General features: G+C 59.1%; 19 protein-coding genes. 13 read left to right on the top strand and 6 right to left on the bottom strand.

What is annotated here, in order from left to right:
• Nucleotides 1-47 precede the first annotated feature (47 nt).
• Together C0Z16_RS15230 and C0Z16_RS15225 are read right to left on the bottom strand one after the other, a co-directional pair.
• Entirely contained in the window at nucleotides 48-866 is an 819-nt protein-coding gene (locus tag C0Z16_RS15230) for a Hachiman antiphage defense system protein HamA (protein WP_102632952.1), read from the bottom strand.
• Nucleotides 867-1061: 195 nt separating this feature from the next.
• On the bottom strand, nucleotides 1062-2450 hold the full coding sequence (locus C0Z16_RS15225) for an SIR2 family protein (protein WP_244201241.1): 1389 nt from the start codon (nucleotides 2448-2450) through the stop codon (nucleotides 1062-1064).
• A gap of 1146 nt (nucleotides 2451-3596) precedes the next feature.
• On the opposite strand from C0Z16_RS15225, the gene C0Z16_RS15220 reads away from it, so the two are divergent.
• The 4 genes from C0Z16_RS15220 (at nucleotide 3597) to C0Z16_RS37420 (ending at nucleotide 9239) form a co-directional block, all read left to right on the top strand.
• On the top strand, nucleotides 3597-4865 hold the full coding sequence (locus C0Z16_RS15220) for a site-specific integrase (protein ID WP_102632950.1): 1269 nt from the start codon (nucleotides 3597-3599) through the stop codon (nucleotides 4863-4865).
• A gap of 67 nt (nucleotides 4866-4932) precedes the next feature.
• Nucleotides 4933-6543, top strand: a complete 1611-nt coding sequence (locus C0Z16_RS15215) for a site-specific integrase (protein WP_146014313.1) — start codon at nucleotides 4933-4935, stop codon at nucleotides 6541-6543.
• Complete coding sequence (locus C0Z16_RS15210) at nucleotides 6540-8627, top strand: hypothetical protein (protein WP_146014312.1); 2088 nt, start codon at nucleotides 6540-6542, stop codon at nucleotides 8625-8627. Before C0Z16_RS15215 ends, C0Z16_RS15210 begins: the two co-directional genes overlap by 4 nt.
• A 174-nt stretch (nucleotides 8628-8801) precedes the next feature.
• The gene (locus C0Z16_RS37420; RefSeq protein WP_146014311.1) at nucleotides 8802-9239 is read left to right on the top strand and encodes a BAR domain-containing protein; all 438 of its coding nucleotides are present in this window, start codon (nucleotides 8802-8804) and stop codon (nucleotides 9237-9239) included.
• A 365-nt stretch (nucleotides 9240-9604) separates the two neighbouring features.
• Here the strand turns inward: C0Z16_RS37420 and C0Z16_RS15205 are convergent, their stop codons facing one another.
• Nucleotides 9605-10576, bottom strand: coding sequence for a glycerophosphodiester phosphodiesterase family protein (locus tag C0Z16_RS15205; protein WP_102632947.1), 972 nt, complete (start codon nucleotides 10574-10576; stop codon nucleotides 9605-9607).
• A 521-nt stretch (nucleotides 10577-11097) separates the two neighbouring features.
• Here C0Z16_RS15205 and ugpB point away from each other — a divergent pair.
• The 7 genes from ugpB (at nucleotide 11098) to C0Z16_RS15170 (ending at nucleotide 19048) form a co-directional block, all read left to right on the top strand.
• Nucleotides 11098-12432: a sn-glycerol-3-phosphate ABC transporter substrate-binding protein UgpB gene (gene ugpB, locus C0Z16_RS15200; RefSeq protein WP_102632946.1), complete on the top strand. Its 1335-nt coding sequence runs from the start codon at nucleotides 11098-11100 to the stop codon at nucleotides 12430-12432.
• 111 nt (nucleotides 12433-12543) lie between these two features.
• Nucleotides 12544-13428, top strand: coding sequence for a sn-glycerol-3-phosphate ABC transporter permease UgpA (gene ugpA / locus C0Z16_RS15195; RefSeq protein ID WP_102632945.1), 885 nt, complete (start codon nucleotides 12544-12546; stop codon nucleotides 13426-13428).
• Nucleotides 13425-14270 (top strand): sn-glycerol-3-phosphate ABC transporter permease UgpE, encoded by an 846-nt coding sequence (gene ugpE, locus C0Z16_RS15190; protein ID WP_102632944.1) that lies wholly within the window; start codon nucleotides 13425-13427, stop codon nucleotides 14268-14270. The genes ugpA and ugpE overlap by 4 nt, the downstream gene beginning before the upstream one ends.
• 74 nt (nucleotides 14271-14344) lie before the next feature.
• Entirely contained in the window at nucleotides 14345-15433 is a 1089-nt protein-coding gene (locus C0Z16_RS15185) for a sn-glycerol-3-phosphate import ATP-binding protein UgpC (protein ID WP_102632943.1), read from the top strand.
• Between the two features lie 40 nt (nucleotides 15434-15473).
• Nucleotides 15474-15773, top strand: coding sequence for a DUF3761 domain-containing protein (locus C0Z16_RS15180; RefSeq protein ID WP_102632942.1), 300 nt, complete (start codon nucleotides 15474-15476; stop codon nucleotides 15771-15773).
• A 261-nt stretch (nucleotides 15774-16034) separates the two neighbouring features.
• Nucleotides 16035-17702: an energy-dependent translational throttle protein EttA gene (ettA, locus tag C0Z16_RS15175; RefSeq protein ID WP_102632941.1), complete on the top strand. Its 1668-nt coding sequence runs from the start codon at nucleotides 16035-16037 to the stop codon at nucleotides 17700-17702.
• Nucleotides 17703-17923: 221 nt separating this feature from the next.
• Complete coding sequence (locus tag C0Z16_RS15170) at nucleotides 17924-19048, top strand: DUF748 domain-containing protein (RefSeq protein ID WP_102632940.1); 1125 nt, start codon at nucleotides 17924-17926, stop codon at nucleotides 19046-19048.
• 98 nt (nucleotides 19049-19146) lie between these two features.
• Here C0Z16_RS15170 and C0Z16_RS15165 read toward each other — a convergent pair whose 3' ends face one another.
• From C0Z16_RS15165 to C0Z16_RS15155, 3 genes are read right to left on the bottom strand one after another with little or no spacing between them, the layout of a single operon-like run.
• Nucleotides 19147-19770 carry an HAD family hydrolase gene (locus C0Z16_RS15165; RefSeq protein WP_102632939.1) on the bottom strand — a complete coding sequence of 208 codons (624 nt, stop codon included), beginning with the start codon at nucleotides 19768-19770 and terminating at the stop codon, nucleotides 19147-19149.
• A 52-nt stretch (nucleotides 19771-19822) separates the two neighbouring features.
• Nucleotides 19823-21637 (bottom strand): aminopeptidase P family protein, encoded by a 1815-nt coding sequence (locus C0Z16_RS15160; protein WP_102632938.1) that lies wholly within the window; start codon nucleotides 21635-21637, stop codon nucleotides 19823-19825.
• 19 nt (nucleotides 21638-21656) lie between these two features.
• Complete coding sequence (locus C0Z16_RS15155) at nucleotides 21657-21920, bottom strand: hypothetical protein (protein WP_102632937.1); 264 nt, start codon at nucleotides 21918-21920, stop codon at nucleotides 21657-21659.
• A gap of 202 nt (nucleotides 21921-22122) precedes the next feature.
• On the opposite strand from C0Z16_RS15155, the gene C0Z16_RS15150 reads away from it, so the two are divergent.
• Together C0Z16_RS15150 and hemA are read left to right on the top strand one after the other, a co-directional pair.
• Nucleotides 22123-22824: a response regulator transcription factor gene (locus tag C0Z16_RS15150; protein ID WP_102632936.1), complete on the top strand. Its 702-nt coding sequence runs from the start codon at nucleotides 22123-22125 to the stop codon at nucleotides 22822-22824.
• Between the two features lie 85 nt (nucleotides 22825-22909).
• On the top strand, nucleotides 22910-24196 hold the full coding sequence (gene hemA / locus C0Z16_RS15145; protein WP_102632935.1) for a glutamyl-tRNA reductase: 1287 nt from the start codon (nucleotides 22910-22912) through the stop codon (nucleotides 24194-24196).
• Nucleotides 24197-24211 lie beyond the last annotated feature (15 nt).

Below are 24211 nucleotides of genomic sequence, written 5' to 3'. Positions count from 1 at the left end.
GAACCAAGGCTGCGACAGACACCCCGAAAGTTGCTCGATTGTGAACATTATGCCGCCGCAGCTTTAATCTTGAACCATCGGCCATATGCGTCTTTCGCCAGCTCAGCCAAATCAGTGACTACGAGCGCATAGTAGTTAAAGTTTGTATTGCAGTGCTTTGATAGTATGAAGTCGTCGTCTCCGGTGTTAACCGTGGATGCGTTCGTTACGGAAACGCCGATAAACTTCAGATTGTCCGGGCCCGGAGGCGTCAAATCGGTGTTGATAACCTTGGCTTCGTTTCCGTCAAACGATGACTGCAAATTGTCCCTAATTCTCGAAAATTCGAATCGCGGGTCCTCGTCATGGTATTTGTGCAGCGAATTGACCATCTGCGTCAGTATGCCTGACCGATGCGTCTTCGACTTCGTGGCTTCTGTCGGCAGAATGCTACTCTTTGCTTCAACGAACAAATATTCATACGGCGCGCAGTCGGTCTTAACGAAAAGACCATCCATTTTGTGCGCATTCGTGTTTTCGGACGATATCAGCGTGAGCTTCGAATAAAGTCGCCGGTAGCCAAGCACATCTTCGACAAACTGTGCCGCCGCAATTTCTCCACAATGGCTATTTTGGAACGAAGCCACCGTCGGAATCGGGGCAATCATTCCTAGCAACGCTTCTAAGTGGGAATTGCCAGACTTGAAATCAGAGGCGATACCATCGAGGGTTCGATAGTGCTGAGTAAGTTGCCCTGTCAGGTACCTACCCAAGGAGTAGCTTTTGAAGTCGTCAGCCAGGACCGTTCGATACCCATCCCGAATTGCGGTGACGCCACTCCCCGTGGTCGCAAGAACCATTTCCTGCGCGACATAACGCTTAAGCATAAATAAAGTTGCTCCCGCAGTTCATCAAAGACAGCACCTACTTGTGCGATTCGCTAATCCGGCCGCCGAAATCTACCGGCTGCCCGTCCGACTTATCCCAGTGACGCTCGTTTCGCTGGCTACACAAAGCGCCGAATCGGCCTCCTTCCAAAAAATCGCGCGCGACAAATTTCGTCTTTGTAGCGAGCAACTCATTCAAGCTGCCGGCTTTGCCGGCATGAGGTGCGCGGGAATGTCATGTGGCTCTCCGTCCCGAACCTTAGCTAGCAGTGCAACCGCAGCCGCGGAGTATTTTCGCGTTCGACTACGTTCCGCCTTCCCGATTTTGACGTGGATGTGATAGACGTTGTCAGACGCTTTCATGTCGAAGCCGGTATCAGCTTTTATCTGCGCGATAAGCCTGTTCGTCGCAGTCCAGTGCTCCAGGCCCAGCTCGGCGGCCAACATCTCCGATGTATATGGGTGATTGGCGTTCGCAGCGGCAGGGTCATCGAGGTTCGTTACTCCGAACAAATTCGCGAAAGCCGCCTCATTCGAGATGGCACGTTCGAGCGCCTCGTAATTGACCTGAACGTTTTTTGTAGGAATGTCGGTTCGGATGAGGTTCATCATACGATGAGCCAATGCTCTCAACGCTTTGAGGTTGACCTTCTCCATTGTTCCGCCAACGCTAAACGCGTCGTACACCCACCGGAACGAACAAGAGGATATGCTTTTGATTCTTACTGTAATTCCCTCTCCGACGTCGAGCACATGCTCGTGCGCGGGATAGCTGTCTTCATTGACGCCTTCGTCCCACTGCAGGATATAGATGTTCGGTATGAGCACGGTTGTCGGGGAAAACATGCGACTCATGTCGTAGAGCACGCTTTTTATGTTCGGGTCGCCCGCCCTGTAGCCAATGAAAAGCAATGGGTGTTCAGCGAAGTACGTGAGAAGTTTGGCGCTCAGATACTTCTTGTTTCGGTTGAAGTCCTCGTAGTCCTCTTTCGTGAGTACCATCGACTCTGGCTCTGACAACGAGCCATGAATCTTGAACACTTCGCCAACTACGAGCGCCGATTGACGGAACACCTGCTGGCCCACCACAACTTCGTAGTTGGGGAAAATCGGCTCAAGCAGGTTATCGTAGTTGGTGGTGATTACCGCGTGTGGAGCGAGATGCTTTAGTGCGACGAGCTCGTCTTGGAGTTCTTGTGTTGCTCCTGCTGTACTGTACTGCTCAAGCACCTTGACGACCATGTGCTTTATGTACGCGTCTTTAGGAACATTTCCTTTATAGAGCTCGGGTGGAAAATGAGACTTGCCGTCTTTCGACCATGCCCACTCGAAGTAATGCTGCGCGAAAACTGAACCGACCGCCGGAAGGTCGTTTTCGTACTTCTGTTTGTAGTAGGCAAGCTCATTTTCGATGCTCGGACACCTAGCGGCTAGCTCGCCAAGCAATTCCTCCCACGACGGCGTCAATGCGTACCGTCGCGAGAAGCCTGAACCTACGAAAATGATTGGCTGACATTGCAGGTCTTTCAAGGTCTTCGCTATGTCAGCCTCAACTTCTTGTTTATATTGTTTAAAGTTTGGCATTTTTGTCCCCGGAACGTACGTATTAGACCATATTAGTCGCGCCAAGCGCAGCCGAAACGGCTCAGGCTGACTGGCAACCGTTCGCCGCATCGTAGACGCCTACATTTATGCGTTTGACATACGCCTCATCCAGCAGTCGGCGTTCTGTGAGAAAACGTGCTGGGCGTCATCGGTCGCTTGGTGTCCGCCGCCAATCTGCGACCGAAGGAGCATCCCCCTCCAACCACGCGGTCCCTCACAGAGAACGCAAGGGCCGCAAGCCAGTTCCTCAGCGCGCTCTTGATAGCTCTGGGACCGTATGCCGACTCATGGAGCGGCGCGCGGTAGATTCTCGCCGCTGCTACTAGCTCTTCTTGGAGAGCGATTTGCCTACTGCACACTTTGCGGTGCTGACTATTTCATAGTATGCGTTATGAAACTTCGATACCTCGGAAAGCCAATACACAATCCATCAAGAAGGACATCGCTTTTTTTTGTGCTATATGAGCCAGTCACTTGACCAATAACGTTGCTCACACAACCGTATATCTCGCAATTTCACTATTCACGACTCGGTTTGGGAGATGGCGAATCGAGCGTGCGGGTTCTTCGCGGCTTAGCGCTCTAAACATCAAATCCTAGCTGTCGCGTTAACTTGATTGATGTCCATACTTGAGCTACATTGACCTCCGGGCGCAACGCCCATAGACTGAAATCGCAACCTACGTAACTGGCCGAAGAGCGCCGGACACCTCGCTTTTTATGAGAGGGTACGTTAGCGAGGTTGCGATGCCGTACAGATGTGAACAGATTTGCCGGTCGGGATGTGGCTCGACCCGATTGCTGGTGCAATGCGGCCTTAAAAATAGGGGCACATTGAACCCTGATTTCCGTTGGGCCGCCACTCGAGCGCGCCGACGTCGCCGCGTTGCGGCTTGCATCTATGTCTATCCCAGACCAAGCCCACTAGGCTCGAAACGTCGCTCGACGCTTTCCGTCCGGACCAGAACCCCTTGTCGATTTGACAGACCTCCGTCTAGGGGCACGCGCGAACCGTCCGGCCTCGACCTCCTCCAACGTAATCACCTCGCCCGCGCACTTCCGGCGCGCACGGGCGCAGCACATCTTCGGGCGATTTCTCACAATCTATCGGGCACGGAGTTGACCATGGCGCGGCTCGACTACATCCATTACGACTTCCATGACGCTTCTCTCGGCGAGAACGGCGAACTGGTTTGGACAAAACAGACGGACAAGGCCCCTATCGAACGCTTGCCGCAAATCTATTGGGCGAACCACAGCGGATGGGATGAGGTGAACGCTTGGGCCTTGGATAGGGCTGCGTCTGACACAGTTGATGATGAGACAGTAAAGCGCTCGATGAAATACTTGTACCAGTACGCCGATTTCATCGAAGGCGAGCAGATAGACTGGCGACACTTTCCTATACGCCGCGAACAGCAGGTGCTTCGGAGGTTTCGAAAGCACCTCATCAAACAGCGCGATGAAGGGACTCTAGCCAGTAGCACTGTGTCAAATTGCATGAGCACGGTCATCCAGTTCTATCGCTTTGCAGATTTGCATAACCTAATCGGCAATAGCGCTCCGATGTGGAAGGACCGTCTTGCAGTTATTCCCTTTCATGATACTGCGGGCTTCAAGCGGACCGCAGTCCGGCTCAGTAGCGACCTCTCCATCCCGAATCGAAAAACAATCGGAGTCAGGCTCGAGGACGGTCTCCTGCCTCTTCATGCTGACCACATGAACCAACTGGTCGCATACACGGCTAAGCATGCTACCGAGGAACTACATCTCATGCTCTGCACCGGCTTCTTCACCGGCGCACGTGTGGGCACGGTAACGACTTTGACTGTTACCAGTCTTCAGACCGCAAGAGAAGACCCTCGTACGCCTGGCTTGTTTCTGCTCCCGGTCGGGCCCGGGACGGGTATATGCACAAAGTTTTCGGTCAAAGGCGATTTGATGGTGCCAAAGGCGGTACTAGACGACCTAAAAAAATATTCGTTGTCGACGGAGCGTCTGCTCAGAGAAGCGAAGGCCCGTCCCGAACACAAAGATTTGCTGTTTCTAACGCGAACAGGTCGACCTTATGCCGTCGGGACTGTCGACCGGCTCGTTCAAGACCTGAGACGGCGAGCAGTGAAGGCTGGGATGCGTTTTATGGCGAACTTCAAGTTCCATCAGTCGCGCGCGACATTCGGCACGTGGCTCCTGGACGTCTTGCTCACAAGCGGAGCCAGCCCAACCGACGCGCTCGGAATCGTGCGAGAAGCCATGCTTCACAAGGACGAAACCACGACCATGGGCTACGTCAAGTTCCGGACAACCACCCGTGCCAAGCAAAAGGCCGCGATAGCGTTCAATGAAGCCTTCACTGGCTTCCGAAGCCGTGACTGGGACAGCGAAGATGCTTGACAGACTCCGAGTTCCCGACTTGACGTTTCCAGATGTCGAATTCGGGACGAACGAGACACCATGGGACTTGGCCATCCTGCTGTATCGCGGAGGGGCTGCTGCGCGAGCGGACAGCGTCGAAACGCTAATAACTAGCAGCGCATTGGGCGCCCCCGATTTCGAGCGATTGGAATTGGTCTCAGAGTTGCATGCGGAAATCAACACCGCGCTCGCAGGCGGCAATTCGCGAGACACTGCAGCTGACCAGATAAAAATACTGAGAATGCTCTTCAGCTTTGCAGACGATGCATCTCTTCCACTGACTCTCGCGGCTGTCACTGAGACTTATTGCGCATGGAGCGATTTCCTCCTGCATCGCACGCGGTTGAAGAGGAAGCCGTCAAAGAAGGCTTCTCTCAGTAATCGTCCTCTCACGATGCGGTCAGCGTACAACTACGCAGCAGTAGTTGGAACACTGTTGGACCGCGTACTACAACGACACACCCGAATTATCGAGTTGACCCGCCTCCGGTGGAAAAGCAGGCGGAAATCGGCAGTCGGTGTCCAAGCGGAAAAGCAGAACTTGGAAGACACATTTGCCTTCGGGCATATGCTGCAGGATATATGCGATAGGCTTCCAAGGAGCGTCGTCCTCAGTGCACAGCTTCCTTTTGAGATTAAACTAAGAAACGGAGAGAGCTTCACTCCTAGCAGTACGCGACCACTACCGCCAGGAACAGACGTCGATGCGAACGTTGGAGGTCGGCATTTTCTGGTGAATCTACGGATTGAAGCCGAGCTCATGATGTTCATAGGGCAAACAGGCATGAATGCGGCACAGGCTAGTTGCCTCACGCTACGACGCTTTTCCTATACAAGTCATAACGACGGCTACGAAGTCAGTGAGTACAAGCGTCGAGCTAATCGCAAGGTGCTGTTCGAAATATTCAAGGAATACAAGTCCCATTTCGAGCGTTACCTCGAGTGGCGGAGGACTCTGTTCCCCGAGTCAAACGTCTTGTTATTTCCTTTCATCCGATTTGACAGCAGGCAGGACGTTCGGTTCGACGCAGCTAGGCTTCGAGTGATTTGCTGCAAATTGAATCGTCGTTTTGTAGGGCCACGCCAATTGCGAAATACGAGAGTGAATTGGCTACTGCGCAGGACGGGTGACCCCGAGACAACCGCCGAGACGAATCAACATGCTAAGCGGACTCTTCTCCATATCTATCACCGACCGAGCCTTCAGCGTGCGATGGTTCAGTCCGCTCGATTCTGGGCCGTGGTAGACCCACATTTGACAAAGACAGAGTCAGTCGCACCTGGAGAATGTGCCGGCACTCCCAAAGAGGAACCGGAAATTGCAAAGAAGGCCCCAAAGCCCGACTGCGCAAGAAAATCTGGATGCTTGTGGTGCGACGACCATCGCGACATCGACTCATTCGAGTATGTTTGGGCGCTTGCTAGTTTTGCTCAGTTGAAGCTCTACGAGCTCACCAAAGTGGATTTGCGCGCACTTGGCGAAGACGTTCCTCCAGCTCAGTTGGTCGTCGACCGTATCCAGGAGAAGTTGGAATGGTTTGAACAATCTACCGAGGTTCATCGGGAATGGGTTGCAGAAGCGCGGGCACGTATCGCTGAAGGTTGGTATCACCCTGACTTCGAAGTCGAACTTGCAGAACAGGAAGGTTCACTATGACCGTTATCTCAGAAATGGGGTTGAACTTGGCGGAGAGTCCAATTGAGCCGAAGCATGCTTGCTATCGACCGCCGAGCTGGCCACCCCCAGCAGACTGGGTCGTCAGCGTAGATGAACACGGCAATCCCAAGTCGCGATGGGGAGACCCATATTGGGATTTTTCTGCATGGGTCGGCAGGACGCTCAGATTTGATTTTGCTGGAGGATGGCACAATCGGAGCGCCCCCAAGCTAGGTCCCAAGAACCAACATGTCATGAGAATGTTGGCCACGTGGATTCTGTGGGGTCCTATGGGTGCTAGGAGTTGGTCGAACCTTAAAAAGCATTTTGACCTTTTGCGCCGCATTGCTGTCCTTTGCGACGTCGAAGGCGTTGTTGCCAGCAACCTCATTCGCCATCCAATTTTGGTTGGACGGCTAGCCGCGTTGTACCCAAACGATGAAGAAGCCAAAACCGTTGTCCGCGTCTTGGACCGACTTCTCCGCTCTGCCAGCAAGATAGGGTTCATCTTGTTGGACGAAGCAGGCATCTTTGTTTTATCGAGTGCGACGAAGAAGCCCAAATCGCGCAAAGCAGACAAACATTTTGACGAGTACGCTGGCGAGCAAACTTCTTATATCCCACCGCGAATTTGGGTGTATCAAGTACGTCGATTGAGAGAGTGCCTTGATGACTTCCTTGAACATAGGCAGCAAATTGAAGATTGTTTTAAGTTCTGTGTCGAGGCCTATAGACACAATTTCGGGTCGCTTGAGTTGGCATTTCTTCATGAGGGAGACCGTAGCCGCTTTCTTCCATTTGCCAAACAACCCGAAAATAGCGGCATGCTAACCGGACGGCAGTTCTACGGTCCTTTCGAACTTATCGCTCAACGGTTCGGCATCTACGAGGTTCTGGCAAAGTGGGTGCTACCGCCTCAACGAGGCACCATTGAACTGACTTCGCTAACGGCCTATCTGACGCTTGTCCAGACCGCCGGAGCGACCTACATCGCAAACTTCACGTTTCAGCGAAAAGAGGAGGTCGCCGCGTTTAGGGCTGATTGCCTAATCTGGGAAGAAGACCCCGTGCTAGGCCGCATTCCGATACTCTGCGGTGAGACCATTAAGACCGACCCCGACAGCGATGCGCGGTGGCCTACCAGCCCCAGCGTCGAAGTTGCAGTGGACGCTATGACCGCGGTCGCCAAATTACGGATTCGTTGCGCCGCCCAAAATCCCACTGTCAACTGCAGCAAATACGACCAAGATAACCCTTATCTCTTCCACAATGCTTTCGAGCCATGGGCCGGAGTTCCCAGAAAATGGAAGGCGTATTCGACGAGACCGAAGCTCCAATCATACTGGTATCTGCTGCAGAGATACCCTCGTCTATTTGACCTCGATGTCTTAAAGATAACCGAGGAGGACTTGGCCATCGCTCGCAAATTCACACCTAATCTAAGCAAGGATGGAAGGTTCGACGTGGGCAAGACCTGGCCTTTGGCTTACCACGAACTCCGACGGACGGGGGCAATCAACATGTTTGCCAGTGGGCTGTTGAGCGAAAGCTCAATCCAGGTAATCTTGAAGCATCTCACGTTACTACAAACTCGATACTACGGTCGGAACTTTAGCCGGCTCCGCTTTAATGAAGAATTCGGAAATCAAGTTGTGTCAGCTCGATACGAGGTCATGGGCAGACAGATGCAAGCCCTTGTGGGCGAGAATTACGTCTCACCGTACGGTGAGGACCGGAAGGATGAGATAGTAGTTTCCCTCATTGGAACCAAAGATTTCCAAGCACTTGTTAAGGCCGCTAAGAATGGGGAGGTCCCTTTCCGGGAAACAAGGTTGGGCGGGTGCGCCAGAAGAGGCCATTGCGATTATGGTGGGATTGAGTCGGTAGCTCGTTGCTCGGGCGGCGACGGCGAGAAGCCTTGTCGCGACGCGTTGTACGACACGAGAAAAAGGCCAGTGGTTCAACGCCAACTTGAGAGCACCGAAATCCAAGTCGGAAAAGCTTCGCCGGACAGTCCCCGCGCTCGGGCACTTAAGGCCGAGATACAAGGATTCGAGAACTACCTCGACGTCACAAAAAACTAAAGTATTCCCGGAACGGCCGTCGGGAAGGAGTTCCATTGCCCGATAGTTCGCGATACGTAGGCTTTGGCAGCAGTCGTCATAGAGTGACGTGGACAACGCATCGGACCGGACGCACTAGCTGCCTCGGTGCGGAAACCGGCGGCATTGATACATCTACAACCCAAGGTGAACACAATGAACGGAGCTATCTCGGCGGCGGGCGAGCCAAAAACTGCAGAGCAGCGTTTCCGGGACGCTTTCGACCGGCTGAAGGACGACAGGCCCAGGATACTTCCACGCGGCACTCCTGTTAGTCAGAACAACGTTGCAAAAGAGGCTGGCACTGACCCGACCGCCCTTCGCAAAACTCGCTTCCCTGCGCTAGTTCGCGAGATACAAGCTTGGGTAGAAATCCATAGTCAGCAGCAGACGTTGGAGCGAGCGCGTCGAGAGCGTAAAAAAAAGAGCCGCGAGGACTTGACGGAGCAGAATTCTCGACTTGTGAAAGCGCGCGACGACGCGCAGTCTCAACTCACCAGCGCACATCGCCTGGTGCTCGAACTCCTCCAGAAGAATGCAATCCTTCAAGCCAAGATTGATGAACTAAGACCGCCACCAAGCCGATTGAAATGATGAAAAAGCCGCTATGGACATCGGACTCGAACAGCAGGCAAAAAGTCGAGAAGGGTATGGACATTTGCAAAGCAGATAATTACCAAATAAAAACAACAACTTACGCACATGTCCATACCCTAGGTACTCGGGGGTGGTTGCTCAACGTCTAAGTCGGGCGCTCGTGGAGAGCGCCTGTCGGCGTGGCCGGGGGCATACGCCGCGCCGCCGCGGGCGGCTTGTGTCTGGCTCCATGCACGGCTTGCGCCTCGCTCGTTTTTTGGCTTCTGCCTAGCCTGTGCCTGGCTTGGCCGCCTTCAAAAAATCGGCTTCAAAGCCCAGTTCAAGGCCCGCCTCGTGCGGGCTTTCTTGTTGGCAGCGCCCTGCTAGCGGCCTACCCCGCCGACGCGCCCGCATTGCAACGGCATCGTGATCGCGCTTTTCACGCCCGCCATTTTTAGCGGCGAATCGACAAGCACCGCGTCGATTCCGAGGCACGCCGCCCTCCGATAATCATCGGCATCGTTCACGGCAATCGCGACGATTCGCACGTCGGGCTTCTGTCGGAAACACGCGACCGTCGCCGGCGTCCACATCGTTGCCTGCACATCGGAACGTCCTTCGCCCAACGTAAACTTCTCGACCACGGTCAGCGCGCGATGCAGCTCGAACGCGGTCATCGAGTGTTCGGGCGGCGCGTCCACACAGCCTTGATTCAGCAATACACGCACGAGCCGTCCGCGGGTTGCGTCGCGTGATTCGAACAGCCTCGCTTGCGGATACGCCGCGAAACTCTGTTGGTAGTCCGCTTCCGTTGAATAGATCGACACGCGGGACCACGCGTGTTCTTCGTCAAGCACGCGCGCCACTGCTCGCGCTTGCGGCGCAGCAGGCAGCGCCTTCATATCGAGGATGACCGGCATAGCCGGAGGAATCGCGCGCAAAGCTTCGCGCAGTGTCGGAATGCCCAGCGGATGATCGCGGTACAGGTACGCGTCGCCGCGCCGAAAGCTCCAGCCGGCGTTCAGTCCAGCGAGTTCAGCAGCCGTACGGCCGGACACAGGTCCTTTCGCATCGGTCAACGACGATAGATCAGCCGGCCGATACAGCACCGGCACGCCGTCCTGGCTGATCTGCACCGTGAGCCATATGGAATCGGCATGATGATCGATCGACTGGCGAATTGCTTCTAGCGTATTTTCCGGCGCGTCGCCGGTACCGCCGCGGTGCGCGATGATCTGCGGCAATGAAGCGACGCTCGACGGACCCTCACCGCTCGTCACAGGCGGCAGCGCGCAACCGGCGAGCGCGGCACCAAGCAGCGAAACGCACACTGCCGAACGCAACCTACCCCACATCTGAAATCCCTCCCGATCAACGGCTGGTCCTAATCAACACCAACGCTTCACCCAGGCCACCATCATGCCGACGCCAGCCGGTGAGTGTCCACCGTGTCGATCCAATGGATTGCGTATCCGCAATGTCCGCCGCGACGGCCCCAAGCCCCTATTTCAGTTTCGTGACAGGCGATGTTAAATTGCGGCATTCGGCGCCCCGTGGAAAGCTTGCGGCCCTGCGGCCGACGCCGGACTGTCATCGAACACAACTAGAATCGCGCGATTCGCATTGGCGCACCTTCCGTACCATCTTCATGGGACCGGAGTCAGTGCTTTGCATGGGATCGGAGTAAGTGCTTTGCATGGGATCAGAGTAAGACGCTAAAGCGTCAACTCTGATCGACAGCTAAAGCGCTAACTCCGATCGACTGCTTTGCATGGGATCGGAGTAAGCGCTAAAGCGCTAACTCCGATCGACCGCTTTGCATGGGATCGGAGTAAGCGCTAAAGCGCTAACTCCGATCGACACAGGAGACAAATCGATGAGTTTGAAGCCGCTGTTCCGTTCGCTTTCCGTTGCTACCGTGCTGAGTGCGGGCATTGTCGGCGTTAGTCAGACGGCCCAGGCCGCCACTGAAATCCAGTTCTGGCACGCGATGGAAGCCGCGCTCGGCGAACGCCTGAATGACATTGCCAACGCGTTCAACGCGTCGCAATCCGATTACAAGATCGTGCCGGTGTTCAAGGGCACGTACGACCAGACCCTTGCCGCCGGCATCGCCGCTTACCGCAGCGGCAATGCGCCGGCCATTCTGCAGGTCTACGAAGTCGGCACCGCGACGATGATGCAGGCGAAGAAGGCCGTCGTTCCCGTATCGGAAGTGTTCAAGCAAGCTGGTGTGCCGCTCGATGAGAAAGCGTTCGTGCCGACCATCGCCGGCTATTACAGCGACGCGAAAACCAATCAGTTGATCTCGATGCCATTCAACAGCTCGACGCCGGTGCTCTATTACAACAAGGACGCCTTCAAGAAAGCCGGCCTCGATCCCAACCAGCCGCCGAGGACGTGGGCCGAATTGCAGGTCGACGCGCAGAAGCTCAAAGCGTCGGGCATGGCGTGCGGCTATTCGTCGGGCTGGCAGAGCTGGATTCAGTTGGAGAACTACAGCGCGTGGCACGGCTTGCCGTTTGCGTCGAAGAACAATGGTTTCGACGGCGCCGACGCCCAACTCGAATTCAACAAGCCGCAACAGGTCGCGCATATCCAGTTCCTGCAGAACATGCAGAAGGAAGGCACGTTCACCTATGCCGGCCGCAAGGACGAACCGATCTCGAAGTTCTATAGCGGCGACTGCGGAATCATCACGAACTCGTCGGGCTCGCTTGCCACCATCAGGAAGTTCGCCAAGTTCAACTTCGGCACCGGCATGATGCCTTACGACGCAAATGTGAAAGGCGCGCCGCAGAACGCGATCATTGGCGGTGCCAGCTTGTGGGTGCTGTCGGGCAAGGACCCGGCTGTCTACAAGGGCGTGGCGAAGTTCCTGTCGTATCTGTCGTCGCCGCCGGTCGCCGCGAAGTGGCATCAGGACACGGGTTATCTCCCGGTCACGACCGCCGCATATCAGTTGACGCAGCAGCAAGGCTTCTACGAGAAGAACCCGGGCAGCGACACCGCCATCAAGCAGATGCTCAACAAGCCGCCTCTGCCGTACACAAAGGGCTTGCGTCTGGGCAACATGCCGCAGATCCGCACGATCATCGACGAAGAACTCGAACAGGTGTGGTCTGAAAAGAAGACGCCGCAACAGGCGCTCGACTCGGCCGTCTCGCGCGGCGACGAGTTACTGCGGCGCTTCGAAAAGGCCGGCAGCTAAAACTCAAACGCCCTAAATACACCCAGATACGCGCAGGCAAGCGCGAAGCCGGCGGAGTTTCGGCGCACTCGCGTCGGAACCCGCTTGCCGCAAAAACCTTGGGATTCTTCGATGGAAAAGCGCTCCCGCTTCGGCACCAGCTTGCTGCCCTATTTGCTCGTCGCGCCGCAACTGGCGATCACGGCGCTGTTCTTTCTGTGGCCGGCCGGTGAAGCGCTTTGGCAATCCACGCAAAATCAGGACGCGTTCGGGACGTCGAGCAAATTTGTCGGGCTCGCGAATTTCAGGCAGCTATTTGCCGATCCGCTCTATCTGTCGTCGTTCAATACGACGCTGATTTTCTGCGCGCTCGTCACCGTGTCGGGCCTCGTGATCTCGCTGCTGCTGGCCGTCTGCGCCGACCGCGTGACGCGCGGCGCGAAGGCTTATCAGACGCTGCTGATCTGGCCGTATGCGGTTGCGCCCGCAATTGCCGCCGTGTTGTGGTCGTTTCTGTTCAATCCGAGCATCGGCCTCGTCACGTTTGCGCTCGCAAAGTACGGCATCGTGTGGAACCATGCGCTGAATGCGGGCCAGGCAATGTTTCTCGTCGTGCTCGCGTCGGTGTGGAAACAGGTGAGCTATAACTTCCTGTTCTTCTATGCAGGCTTGCAGGCGATTCCACGCTCACTGATCGAAGCCGCGGCCATCGACGGCGCCGGTCCCGTGCGGCGCTTCTTCGGCATCGCGCTGCCGCTGCTGTCGCCGACGAGCTTCTTCCTGCTGGTGATCAACATCACCTACGCGTTCTTCGATACCTTCCCCGTGATCGATGCCGCGACCGGCGGCGGCCCCGCGCAATCGACCCGCACGCTGATCTACAAGATTTTCGCCGAAGGTTTCCAGGGACTCGACATCGGCAGCTCGGGCGCGCAGTCCGTGATCCTGATGGTGATCGTCGTCGCGTTGACGGTCGTGCAATACCGCTTCATCGAACGCAGGGTTCAATATTCATGATCGAAAACCGCCGTGGTTTCGACCTGTTCTGCCACGCGGTGCTGATTCTCGGCGTCGCGCTGGTGGTGTTTCCGGTGTACGTCGCGTTCTGCGCGGCAACCATGAGCGAGCAGGAAGTATTCAGCGTGCCGCTCTCGCTCGTGCCGAGTTCGCATCTGTTCGAGAACATCGCGACGGTCTGGGCGCACGGCAGCGGCAATGCGGCGGCGCCGTTCGGCCGCATGTTGTTCAACAGCCTGGTGATGGCGCTGGCCATTGCCATCGGCAAGATCGCCGTCTCGATGATCTCCGCTTTTGCGATCGTGTTCTTCCGCTTTCCGTTCCGCAATCTGTCGTTCTGGCTGATCTTCATCACGTTGATGCTGCCGGTCGAAGTGCGCATCTTCCCGACCGTGCAAGTCGTCTCGTCGATGCATCTAAGCAATACGTATAGCGGTTTGACGCTGCCGCTGATCGCGTCGGCCACCGCCACGTTTCTGTTCCGCCAGTTCTTCATGACGCTGCCGGACGAATTGATGGAGGCCGCGCGCATCGACGGCGCCGGTGCAATGCGTTTCTTCTGGGACGTGGTGCTGCCGCTCTCGAAGACCAACATGGCGGCGCTTTTTGTGATCACGTTCATCTACGGCTGGAATCAATATTTGTGGCCGATTCTGATCACGAGCCAACAGTCGCTGACGACGGCCGTGGTCGGCATCAAAACCATGATCGCCTCGGGCGACACCGCAACCGAATGGCATCTGGTGATGACGGCGACGCTGCTCGCCATGCTGCCGCCGCTCGCCGTGGTGCTCACCATGCAGCGCTGGTTCGTGCGCGGTCTCGTGGATGCGGAGAAATGATCCTTGCCGCGCTGTGCGCACATGCAACACACCAACGACACGCAAACAACACGCAAACGAAGGGCTAAAACGGCATGGCTGCACTGACACTGCAAGGCGTTAAAAAGACCTACGACGGCAAACAGTTCGTGTTGCACGGCATCGACGTCGACGTGAACGACGGCGAGTTCGTCGTGATGGTCGGCCCATCGGGTTGTGGCAAATCCACGTTGCTGCGGATGGTCGCGGGGCTCGAACGTATCTCCGAAGGCAGCATTTCGATCGCCGGCAAAGTGGTGAACGAACTGGAGCCGAAAGACCGCAACATCGCGATGGTGTTCCAGAATTACGCGCTCTATCCGCATATGAGCGTGGCCGAGAACATGGGCTACGCGCTGAAGATCGCGGGCGTCGAACGGGCGCAGATCGCACAACGCGTGAACGCCGCCGCACAGATTCTCGAACTCGAAGCGCTGTTGCAACGCAAGCCGCGCGAGCTGTCGGGCGGTCAACGTCAGCGTGTCGCGATGGGCCGCGCGATCGTGCGCGAACCGACCGTGTTTTTATTCGACGAACCGCTGTCGAATCTCGACGCGCGTCTGCGGGTTCAGATGCGGCTCGAAATCCAACGTCTGCACGCGCGGCTCGCGACCACGAGCCTGTACGTGACGCACGATCAGATCGAAGCAATGACATTGGCGCAACGCGTGATCGTGATGAACAAGGGACACGTCGAGCAGATTGGCGCGCCGACCGAAGTGTACGAGCGTCCGGCGACCGTGTTCGTCGCGGGGTTCATCGGTTCGCCGGGCATGAATCTGCTCGAAGGCCGCGTATCCGATGACGGTTCCACTTTCGACGTGGCGGGCAACGGCCCGCAACTGTCGCTCCCGGGCCTGGCGTCGATCGGCCGCGAAGTCGCCAAAGGACGCGAATGGACGCTGGGTATTCGTCCGGAGCACATGAGCCCTAGGCAAGCGGATGCGCCGCATGCAACGCTGACCGTCGATTCGTGCGAGCTGCTCGGCGCGGACAATCTGGCGCACGGGCGCTGGGGCAAGCATGACGTGACGGTGCGTTTGCCGCACGCGCATCGGCCTGCGGCCGGCGAAGCGCTGCAAGTCGCGCTGCCCGCGCGGCATCTGCATTTCTTCGATCCGGCGAGTGGGCGGCGGGCGAACTGACACGCGCGGCCACAACTAATAACAACGATCTATAAAAACCATGCAAGGCATTGGCTTGAAAACCGCTCGCTGCAGCGTCGCTGTCGTAGCAGCGCTGTTCGTCGGCATGTCCTCGGCATTTGCGTATGTGGCGCCGGGCACGACGCCCAACGAGGCCGACCTCAGCAATCACAACACGTACACCAATCGCGACGGCAACACGGTCCATGCACCGGCCCGCTCGCTGTCGGGCAAGGCGCCTGAAGGTGCGACGGCGCGCTGCCGCGACGGCACCTACAGTTTCAGCCGGCATCACAGCGGCACGTGTTCGCGACACGGCGGCGTGCCCAGCTGGCTGTGAATTCCGCAGCACCGGCGGCGAACTGACGCCAGCGAGCGCCGCCACTGCCGCCGCGCCCTCATGCCGAAGTACAATGCCATCTGCACAACCCGCCCGCGCGCGGGCGTCGTCGAGTTGGACATCGCGCTCGACGCCGCGCCGGCCGGCGCCGGGCACTCCGCCCGGCCATGACACCGCGGTAACACCGCGGTTGTACCGGTTACCCATCCACCCACGACTGCCGCCCCCTCGCGGCCGGCGTCGCCAACGTCTCGCAAGTAAATGGCCCAATACGTCTTCACCATGAATCGGGTCGGCAAGATCGTGCCGCCCAAGCGTCAAATCCTGAAAGATATCTCGCTGTCGTTTTTTCCCGGCGCGAAGATCGGCCTGCTCGGCCTGAACGGCTCGGGCAAGTCGACGCTGATCCGCATCATGGCCGGTGTGGACAAGGACATCGAAGGCGAAGCCACGCCGATGCCCAACCTGAACATCGGCTATCTGCCGCAGGAACCGCAGCTCGACCCGAACAAGACGGTGCGCGAAACCGTTGAAGAAGGGCTCGGCGACGTGTTCAACGCGCAAAAGAAGCTCGACGAAATCTATGCGGCCTACGCAGAGCCGGACGCGGACTTCGACGCGCTCGCCGCCGAACAGGCAAAGTACGAAGCGATTCTCGCGACAACCGACGGCGGCAGCGCAGAACAGCAGATCGAGATCGCCGCCGACGCACTGCGCCTGCCGGCGTGGGAAGCGAAGATCGAACATCTGTCGGGCGGTGAAAAACGCCGCGTCGCGCTGTGCAAGCTGCTGCTCGAAAAGCCCGACATGCTGCTGCTCGACGAGCCGACCAACCACCTCGATGCCGAATCGGTCGACTGGCTCGAACAGTTCCTCACGCGCTTCCCGGGCACCGTCGTCGCGGTCACGCACGATCGCTACTTCCTGGATAACGCCGCCGAGTGGATTCTTGAACTCGACCGCGGCCACGGCATTCCGTGGAAGGGCAACTACAGCAGCTGGCTCGATCAGAAAGAAGAGCGTCTGAAGCAGGAAGAGTCGTCGGAATCGGCGCGTCAGAAGGCGATCAAGAAGGAACTGGAGTGGGTGCGCCAGAACCCGAAGGGTCGTCAGGCTAAGTCGAAGGCGCGTATCGCCCGCTTCGAGGAACTCAACAGCCAGGACTACCAGAAGCGCAACGAAACGCAGGAAATCTTCATTCCGGTCGGCGACCGCCTCGGCAATGAAGTGATCGAGTTCAAGAACGTCAGCAAGTCGTATGGCGACCGTTTGCTGCTCGATAACGTCAGCTTCAAGATTCCGGCGGGCGCGATTGTCGGCATCATCGGTCCGAATGGCGCGGGTAAGTCCACGCTGTTCCGCATGCTGACCGGCCGCGAAGAACCGGATTCGGGCGAGATCGTGAAGGGCCCGACCGTGAACCTCGCTTACGTCGATCAGAGCCGCGACGCGCTGGATTCTTCGAAGACCGTGTTCGAAGAGATCTCCGGCGGTGCGGATGTGCTGACGGTCGGCAAGTACGAGACGCCGTCGCGCGCGTACATCGGCCGCTTCAACTTCAAGGGCGGCGATCAGCAGAAGATCGTCGGCAATCTGTCCGGTGGCGAACGCGGCCGCTTGCATCTGGCCAAGACGCTGATCGCGGGCGGCAACGTGCTGCTGCTGGACGAACCGTCGAACGACCTCGACGTGGAAACGCTCCGCGCGCTCGAAGACGCATTGCTCGAGTTCGCCGGTTCGGTGATGGTGATCTCACACGACCGCTGGTTCCTCGACCGGATTGCGACGCATATCCTTGCGTTCGAAGGCGATTCGCAAATCACGTTCTTCGACGGCAATTACCAGGAGTACGAGGCGGACAAGCGCGCACGTCTGGGCGAAGAAGCGGCGCGTCCGAAGCGCCTGCGTTATAAGCCGATCACGCGCTAGATCAAGCGGTAGTTCAAGCGGTATATCCGAAGCGACAACCTGCTCGTCGGGAGACGAGCAGGTTGCGCTCGGTGATTCGCGAGGCGTCGGCAGCCTCGCGACAGGGCACACGCATTGCTCGCCCCGGCGTGCTACGTGTCGTCCATGCGGAACGCCGCCTCGAGATGACACGCATCGGTCACCGCCGCGCCGCTCAATGCGCGACGACGAGGAGGCAAAGCATGGCAATGTCGAAGGGCCAACGCTGGATCGTTGCCGTGGGCGGCGTGCTGATCGTGCTGGCGGTCATTGCGCTCGGCGCGCTTCAGTACGCGCAGCGCGAAGTCAAAGAGCGCGTGATCGCGGCGCTCGGTCCATTGGGCAGCGCGCAAACCATCGACGTCGGCCTGACCTCGGTCCATCTCACCAATGTGCTGTTGAAAGCGCCGCCCGGCTGGCCGGCCGGCGATCCATTGAGAGCCGACGAAATCATTCTCACGCCGGACATCCGCGATGTGCTCGAGCGGCGCATCCACGTCCGCAACGTCGTAGTACGCGGTTTCGACATGGCCGTGCTGCGCACTCAAAACGGCACGATCCGTCTGCTGCCGAATCTGCGCCGGTCGGTGAACCGCACCAACGACGAAGCGAGCGGCGCCGCGGCGAACTCTGCGCCGAGTGAAAAGCAGGTCGACCACATCAGCTTCGAGCAGGGCCGGTTCCATTTCTACGACATGACCGTCGGGCCGCCCGCCTACAAGGTGACGGTGAGCAATGCCAACGCGAGCGTGGATAACATCCATCTGCCCGCGCTGACTGAACCCACCAACGTCAGCGTCAGCGGCACGATTAAAGGCCCGTCGCACACCGGCAAGGTGACCTTCGGCGGATGGATCAAGATAGCCAGCAAGGATTCGCAGACGACGAGCACGCTGCGCGGAGTCGACGTGGTGATGCTCGATCCGTATCTCGTAAAGAAAGCCGGCGCGCAGGCGCAAGTGACCAGCGGCACAGTCGATATGAGCATCGAGTCGTCGGTGCGCAACTATCAGTTGCACGCGCCCGGCACGATCACGGTCCACAAGCTGCAACTCGCCGACACCGGCAATCCGCTCGACACGTTCATGTCCATTCCCACGAAAGCAGCGGTTGCCGCGCTCAAGACGCACGACGGCGACATCACGCTGCACTTTGTACTCGACGGCAACTTGCGCGACCCGAAGTTCTCGGTGCAGGAAGGCTTGACGACGCGTATCGCCGCGGGCTTTGCGAAAGCGCTGGGCGTGAGTGTCGAAGGCGTCGCGAAAGGCGCGGGGGAAACCGTTAAAGGCTTGGGTAATGCTTTGAAGAATTTACTCGGGCAGTAGGCTTCGCGGGATGAGAAGCGGGTTGAGGCCGAGACCGGCGGTGAGAACCGGCTAACGCAAATCGCCCTTTGCTTGCAGCGTGCGCGGCGCCCGCTTCGTCAAACCGGCAAGCCCAGTTCGCGCAGCTTCGCTTCTGTTTGCGCGGCGCTCGTGTGATGCACGCCGTGCCAGCCGAGCGCTGTTGCGGCTGCGGCGTTCTTCGGGTTGTCGTCGATAAAGACGAGTTCGCCCGGATCGACGCCCGGCATTTGCGCGTCGATCCGATCGCGCATTGCCGCGAAAATCGCCGGATCGGGTTTCACCAGACCCACGCGCCCCGACACGACGATATCCCTGAAGCGCCGCAGCACCGGGTAATGCTCCCACGCATACGGAAACGTCTCCGCCGACCAGTTCGTCAGCCCGAAGAGCGGCACGTCCGCGGCTTCCAGCTTTTCCATGATCGCCACGCCCTCGTCGAGCACGCCCGCCACCATCTCGTGCCAGCGCTCATAGAATGCGCGGATCAGTGCTTCGTGATCGGGAAACTGCGCGACGAGTTCTTCCGTTGCCTCGACGATCGGCTGGCCGCCGTCCTGACGAACCACCCAGTCCATCGAGCAGACGTGAGTCAAGAACCAGCGGCGCTCGCTTTCATCCGAAATCAATTGCCGGTAAAGGTATTCGGGACTCCAGTCGATCAGCACGCCGCCGAAATCGAACACGACTGCCTTGATGGCCATGCGCTCTCCGTAGCTATGCGGTTGCTCGCGGACGCGGTTGGGGTTGCGGCGCTCAGACAGGCTGCGTGCGCAGTTCCAGCCACGCCTTCGCGTCGCCGGAAACATGCGGCGACAGACGCGCGCGCACCGTCTGGTGATAGTCGTTGAGCCACGCGCGTTCGTCGTCGCGCAGCAGCGACAGGTCGAGGCAACGCGTGTCGATCGGGCACAGCGTCAGCGTCTCGAACTTCAGGAAGTCGCCGAATTCCGTCTTGCCGGCCGGCACGTTCAGCACCAGGTTCTCAATGCGCACGCCCCACTTGCCCGGCCGGTAGATGCCCGGTTCGACCGACGTGATCATGCCTTCTTCCATCGCCGTCCACGGTTCGGCCGGCGCGTAGTGGGAGATCACCTGCGGCCCTTCGTGCACGTTCAGGAAATAGCCGACTCCATGTCCGGTGCCGTGACCGTAGTCGGCGCCCGCTTCCCAGATTGGCGCGCGGGCGATTGCATCAAGCATCGGCGAACGGATGCCTCGCGGAAACCTCGCGCGCGACAAGGCCATGGTGCCCTTGAGCACGATCGTGAAATCGCGCCGCTGTTCGTCGCTGATGGTGCCGATCGGCACGACGCGCGTGATGTCGGTCGTGCCGCTCAGATACTGCGCGCCAGAGTCGATCAGCAACAGGCCGTTGCCCTCGATCACGGAATGCGACTCGTCGGTGGCGCGATAGTGCGGCATGGCGCCGTTCGCGTTGAAGCCGGCAATGGTCGCAAAGCTCAACGACACGAACCCCGGACGACGCGCGCGCGCTGCCGTCAGACGTTCGTCGATAGTCAGTTCGGTGATCGTCTCGCGGCCCAACGCACCTTCGAACCACGCGAAAAATTCCGCGAGCGCCGCGCCGTCCTGTTCCATCGTCTCGCGCACGTGCTTCGCCTCGGCCTCGGTCTTGCGCGACTTGAAGAACGTGGACGGATTCACTGCCTCGACCACCTTCACCGTCGACGGTACCGATTGCAGCGAGCCATAGGTAATGCGGCGCGGGTCGATGAGCAGCGTGGTGCCGGCGGGCAGCGCGGCGAGCGCGTCGGCCGCTTTCGCATATGGTTCGACGCTGACGCCGTCGCGTGCAAGTGCGTCGGCGAGCGCTTGGGGCACTTTGCCGTGTGCGGTGAACAGCGACGCGCGGTGCTCGCCGATCAGCGCATGGGCCACGAAGACCGGGTTATAGCTGACGTCGGCGCCACGCAGATTCAGCAGCCACGCGAGGTCGTCGAGCGTGGAGATGAAGTGCCATTGCGCGCCCTTCTCCGCCATCGCCCGGCGAATCTGAGCGAGCTTTTCCGAACGCGCGACGCTCGCATGCGGCGCCGCGTGCTCGAATACGGCGGCAACCGGCAACGACGGCCGCTGCGGCCAGATCGCGTCGAACAGATCGACGTCGGTGCGCAGCTTCACGCCGCGCGCCGTGAGCGCGTGAGTCAGAGCCCGCGCCGCCGCGACGCCGAGCACGGCGCCGTCCACACCGACTGTGCCGCCGGGCGCGACGTTTTCTGCGAGCCAATCGAAATGCGGCGCGGTCTGCTGGCCGCCCGTCATCTTCATGAGCTGAACGCCGGTGCCTGCTAGCTGCGCGTTCGCCTGCTCCCAATAGCGGCTGTCCGTCCATACGCCCGCAAAATCCGCGGTGACGACGAGCGTGCCCGCCGAGCCAGTGAAACCTGAGAGCCATTCCCGCCCCTGCCAACGCCCAGGCAGATATTCGGACAGATGCGGATCCGCTGACGGCACGAGGTAAGCGGCGACGCCTTCGCGCGCCATTGCGCTGCGCAAGCTGGCGAGGCGTTCGGGGATGGAGGAGGTTTCGGGGAGTCGGGCATTCATGGGAGTCACCTGCAAATATTCATCGACGGGAAAGCAAGCCGACCGTCACGGCAACGGCGACCATTGCGACGGCCGTGCAAACCGGCCATTCGAGCGTCTCACCGTCATGGAAAAGGCCAACCACATTGCCGGCCATACGCGCGATGCTCGCACCCAACATACCGGCCAGCAGCGCCAACCACAGGCGGGCGCGGCCTGAGCGGCTCATGCGGCGCAAAGGATGCAACCACCATCCCGCGAAGCCGATTGCCGCGCCCAGTACTACGATTCCGGGCCAGCCCATCAGCGGCCGGTCTCGCGCAGTTTCGGATTTGTCTCATAGGCGCGAGGCTCGACGACAGCTAGCATTTTTGTCTCTTTCTCAAAAAATTCAGCACGGCGCTTTCCGCACAGCGGTTGAGTTTAGGGGCCGGGGTGACGTTAGGCAAGCTGTCGGCCTTACGGAAAAGCCTGGTTCCCGGTCGTCGCCACACTGAATGCGCCCCATGCGAATCGCCCTTATCGAGCCGGACACAGGACATGCCAAACTGGTCACACGGCTGATTTTCGCCGGCGGCCACGTTTGCCAGCACTTCACCGCCAGCGCGCCCTTCCTCGGCCAGGCGGCGGACCAATTCTTCGATTTGCTGATCACCGAAAGCTGGGCCGGCGACCATTCCGCCGAAGACGTGATCGCGCACGCCCGCTCCGTTTTGCCAAGCCTGCCGGTCATCGTGCTGATGTCGGAGCCGCGCGAAAGCCAGATCGTCGCCGCGCTGCATGCCGGTGCCGACGACTGCCTGACCAAGCCGGTTCGCGGGCCCGAGATGCTCGCTCGCGTCGACGCGCTACTGCGGCGCGCGGGCCTGCGCCGGCCGCCCAACCGCCGGCACGACGTGATTCGCGGCTATGTGTTCGATGCGGCCAACTTCGCCGTCACGTTCCGCAACCGCGCAGTCGCGCTCACGCCGAAGGAATTCCGCTTCGCGCTGCTGCTGTTCAGCAATCTGTCGCGGCCGGTGTCGCGCGCGCACATCCTCGAAACCGTGTGGGCGCGCCGCCGCGACGTAAAGTCGCGCACCGTCGATACGCACGCGTCGCGCGTGCGAACCAAGCTGGAGCTGCGTCCCGAACACGGCTATTCTCTGACGCCGATCTACGGCTACGGCTATCAACTGGACGCGTTCCACGCCGAGCCTACCGCCTAGACCGTTGCCGCGTCGGGGCGACGCGCGGCACCGTGTAAGAATCGTGAAAACGCTATAATATTGCGCTAAACCATAGTTCCCCCGAATGCAGCTCCTAACGATCGGAATCAATCACCATACTGCGCCTGTCGCCTTGCGCGAACGCGTGGCGTTTCCGCTCGAACAGATCAAGCCTGCGCTGGACACTTTCAAAAACGTCTGGCTCGGAACCACGACTCGCACGGCGCCTGAAGCGGCGATTCTGTCTACCTGCAATCGTACCGAACTCTATTGCGCGACCGACGACCAGGCCGTGCGGGAAGCCGCGATTCAGTGGCTGTCCAGGTATCACAACCTGCCCGTCGAGGAACTCGCGCCGCACGTCTACGCGCTGCCGCAGTCCGAAGCCGTGCGGCACGCGTTTCGCGTCGCGTCCGGGCTCGATTCGATGGTGCTGGGCGAGACGCAAATCGTCGGACAAATGAAGGACGCCGTTCGAACGGCTTCCGAAGCCGGCGCGCTCGGCACGTATCTGAACCAGTTGTTCCAGCGCACGTTCGCCGTCGCGAAGGAAGTGCGCAGCACGACCGAAATCGGCGCACAGTCCGTTTCCATGGCGGCGGCCGCCGTGCGGCTCGCGCAGCGCATCTTCGACAAGGTGTCGAACCAGCGCGTGCTGTTTATCGGCGCAGGCGAAATGATCGAGTTGTGCGCGACGCACTTCGCCGCGCAGCAGCCGCGTGAGCTAGTGGTCGCGAACCGCACCGCCGAGCGCGGCACTCGGCTGGCCGAGCGCTTCAATGGCCGCGCCATTCCACTGTCGGAACTGCCCACGCGCATGCATGAGTTCGACATCATCGTGTCGTGCACGGCTTCCACGTTGCCGATCATCGGGCTCGGCGCGGTCGAGCGCGCGGTGAAAGCGCGCCGCCACCGGCCCATCTTCATGGTCGATCTGGCCGTTCCGCGCGACATCGAACCGGAAGTCGGCAAGCTCGAAGACGTGTTCCTCTATACCGTCGACGACCTCGGTGCCATCGTCCGCGAAGGCAATGCGTCGCGGCAGGCCGCGGTTGCGCAGGCCGAAGCGATCATCGAAACGCGTGTGCAGAATTTCATGCAGTGGCTCGAAGCGCGCAGCATCGTGCCGGTGATCCGACACATGCATACGCAGGCCGACGTGCTGCGTCGCGCCGAAGTCGAACGCGCCCAAAAAATGCTCGCACGTGGCGACGATCCGGCGCTTGTGCTCGAGGCGCTGTCCCAAGCGCTCACCAACAAGCTGATCCACGGTCCCACGCACGCGCTCAACCGCGCGAGCGGCGAAAACCGTGACACGCTCATCGAGTTGATGAGCGGCTTCTATAAACACTCCGGTTCCACCGAGCGTTAGCGGCGCGCACGCCGC

This window comes from Paraburkholderia rhynchosiae (assembly GCF_002879865.1).
GTDB classification, from domain to species: domain Bacteria; phylum Pseudomonadota; class Gammaproteobacteria; order Burkholderiales; family Burkholderiaceae; genus Paraburkholderia; species Paraburkholderia rhynchosiae.
The sequence above is the reverse complement of the archived record's forward strand: the minus strand, read 5'-3'. Positions and strand labels throughout refer to the sequence as shown.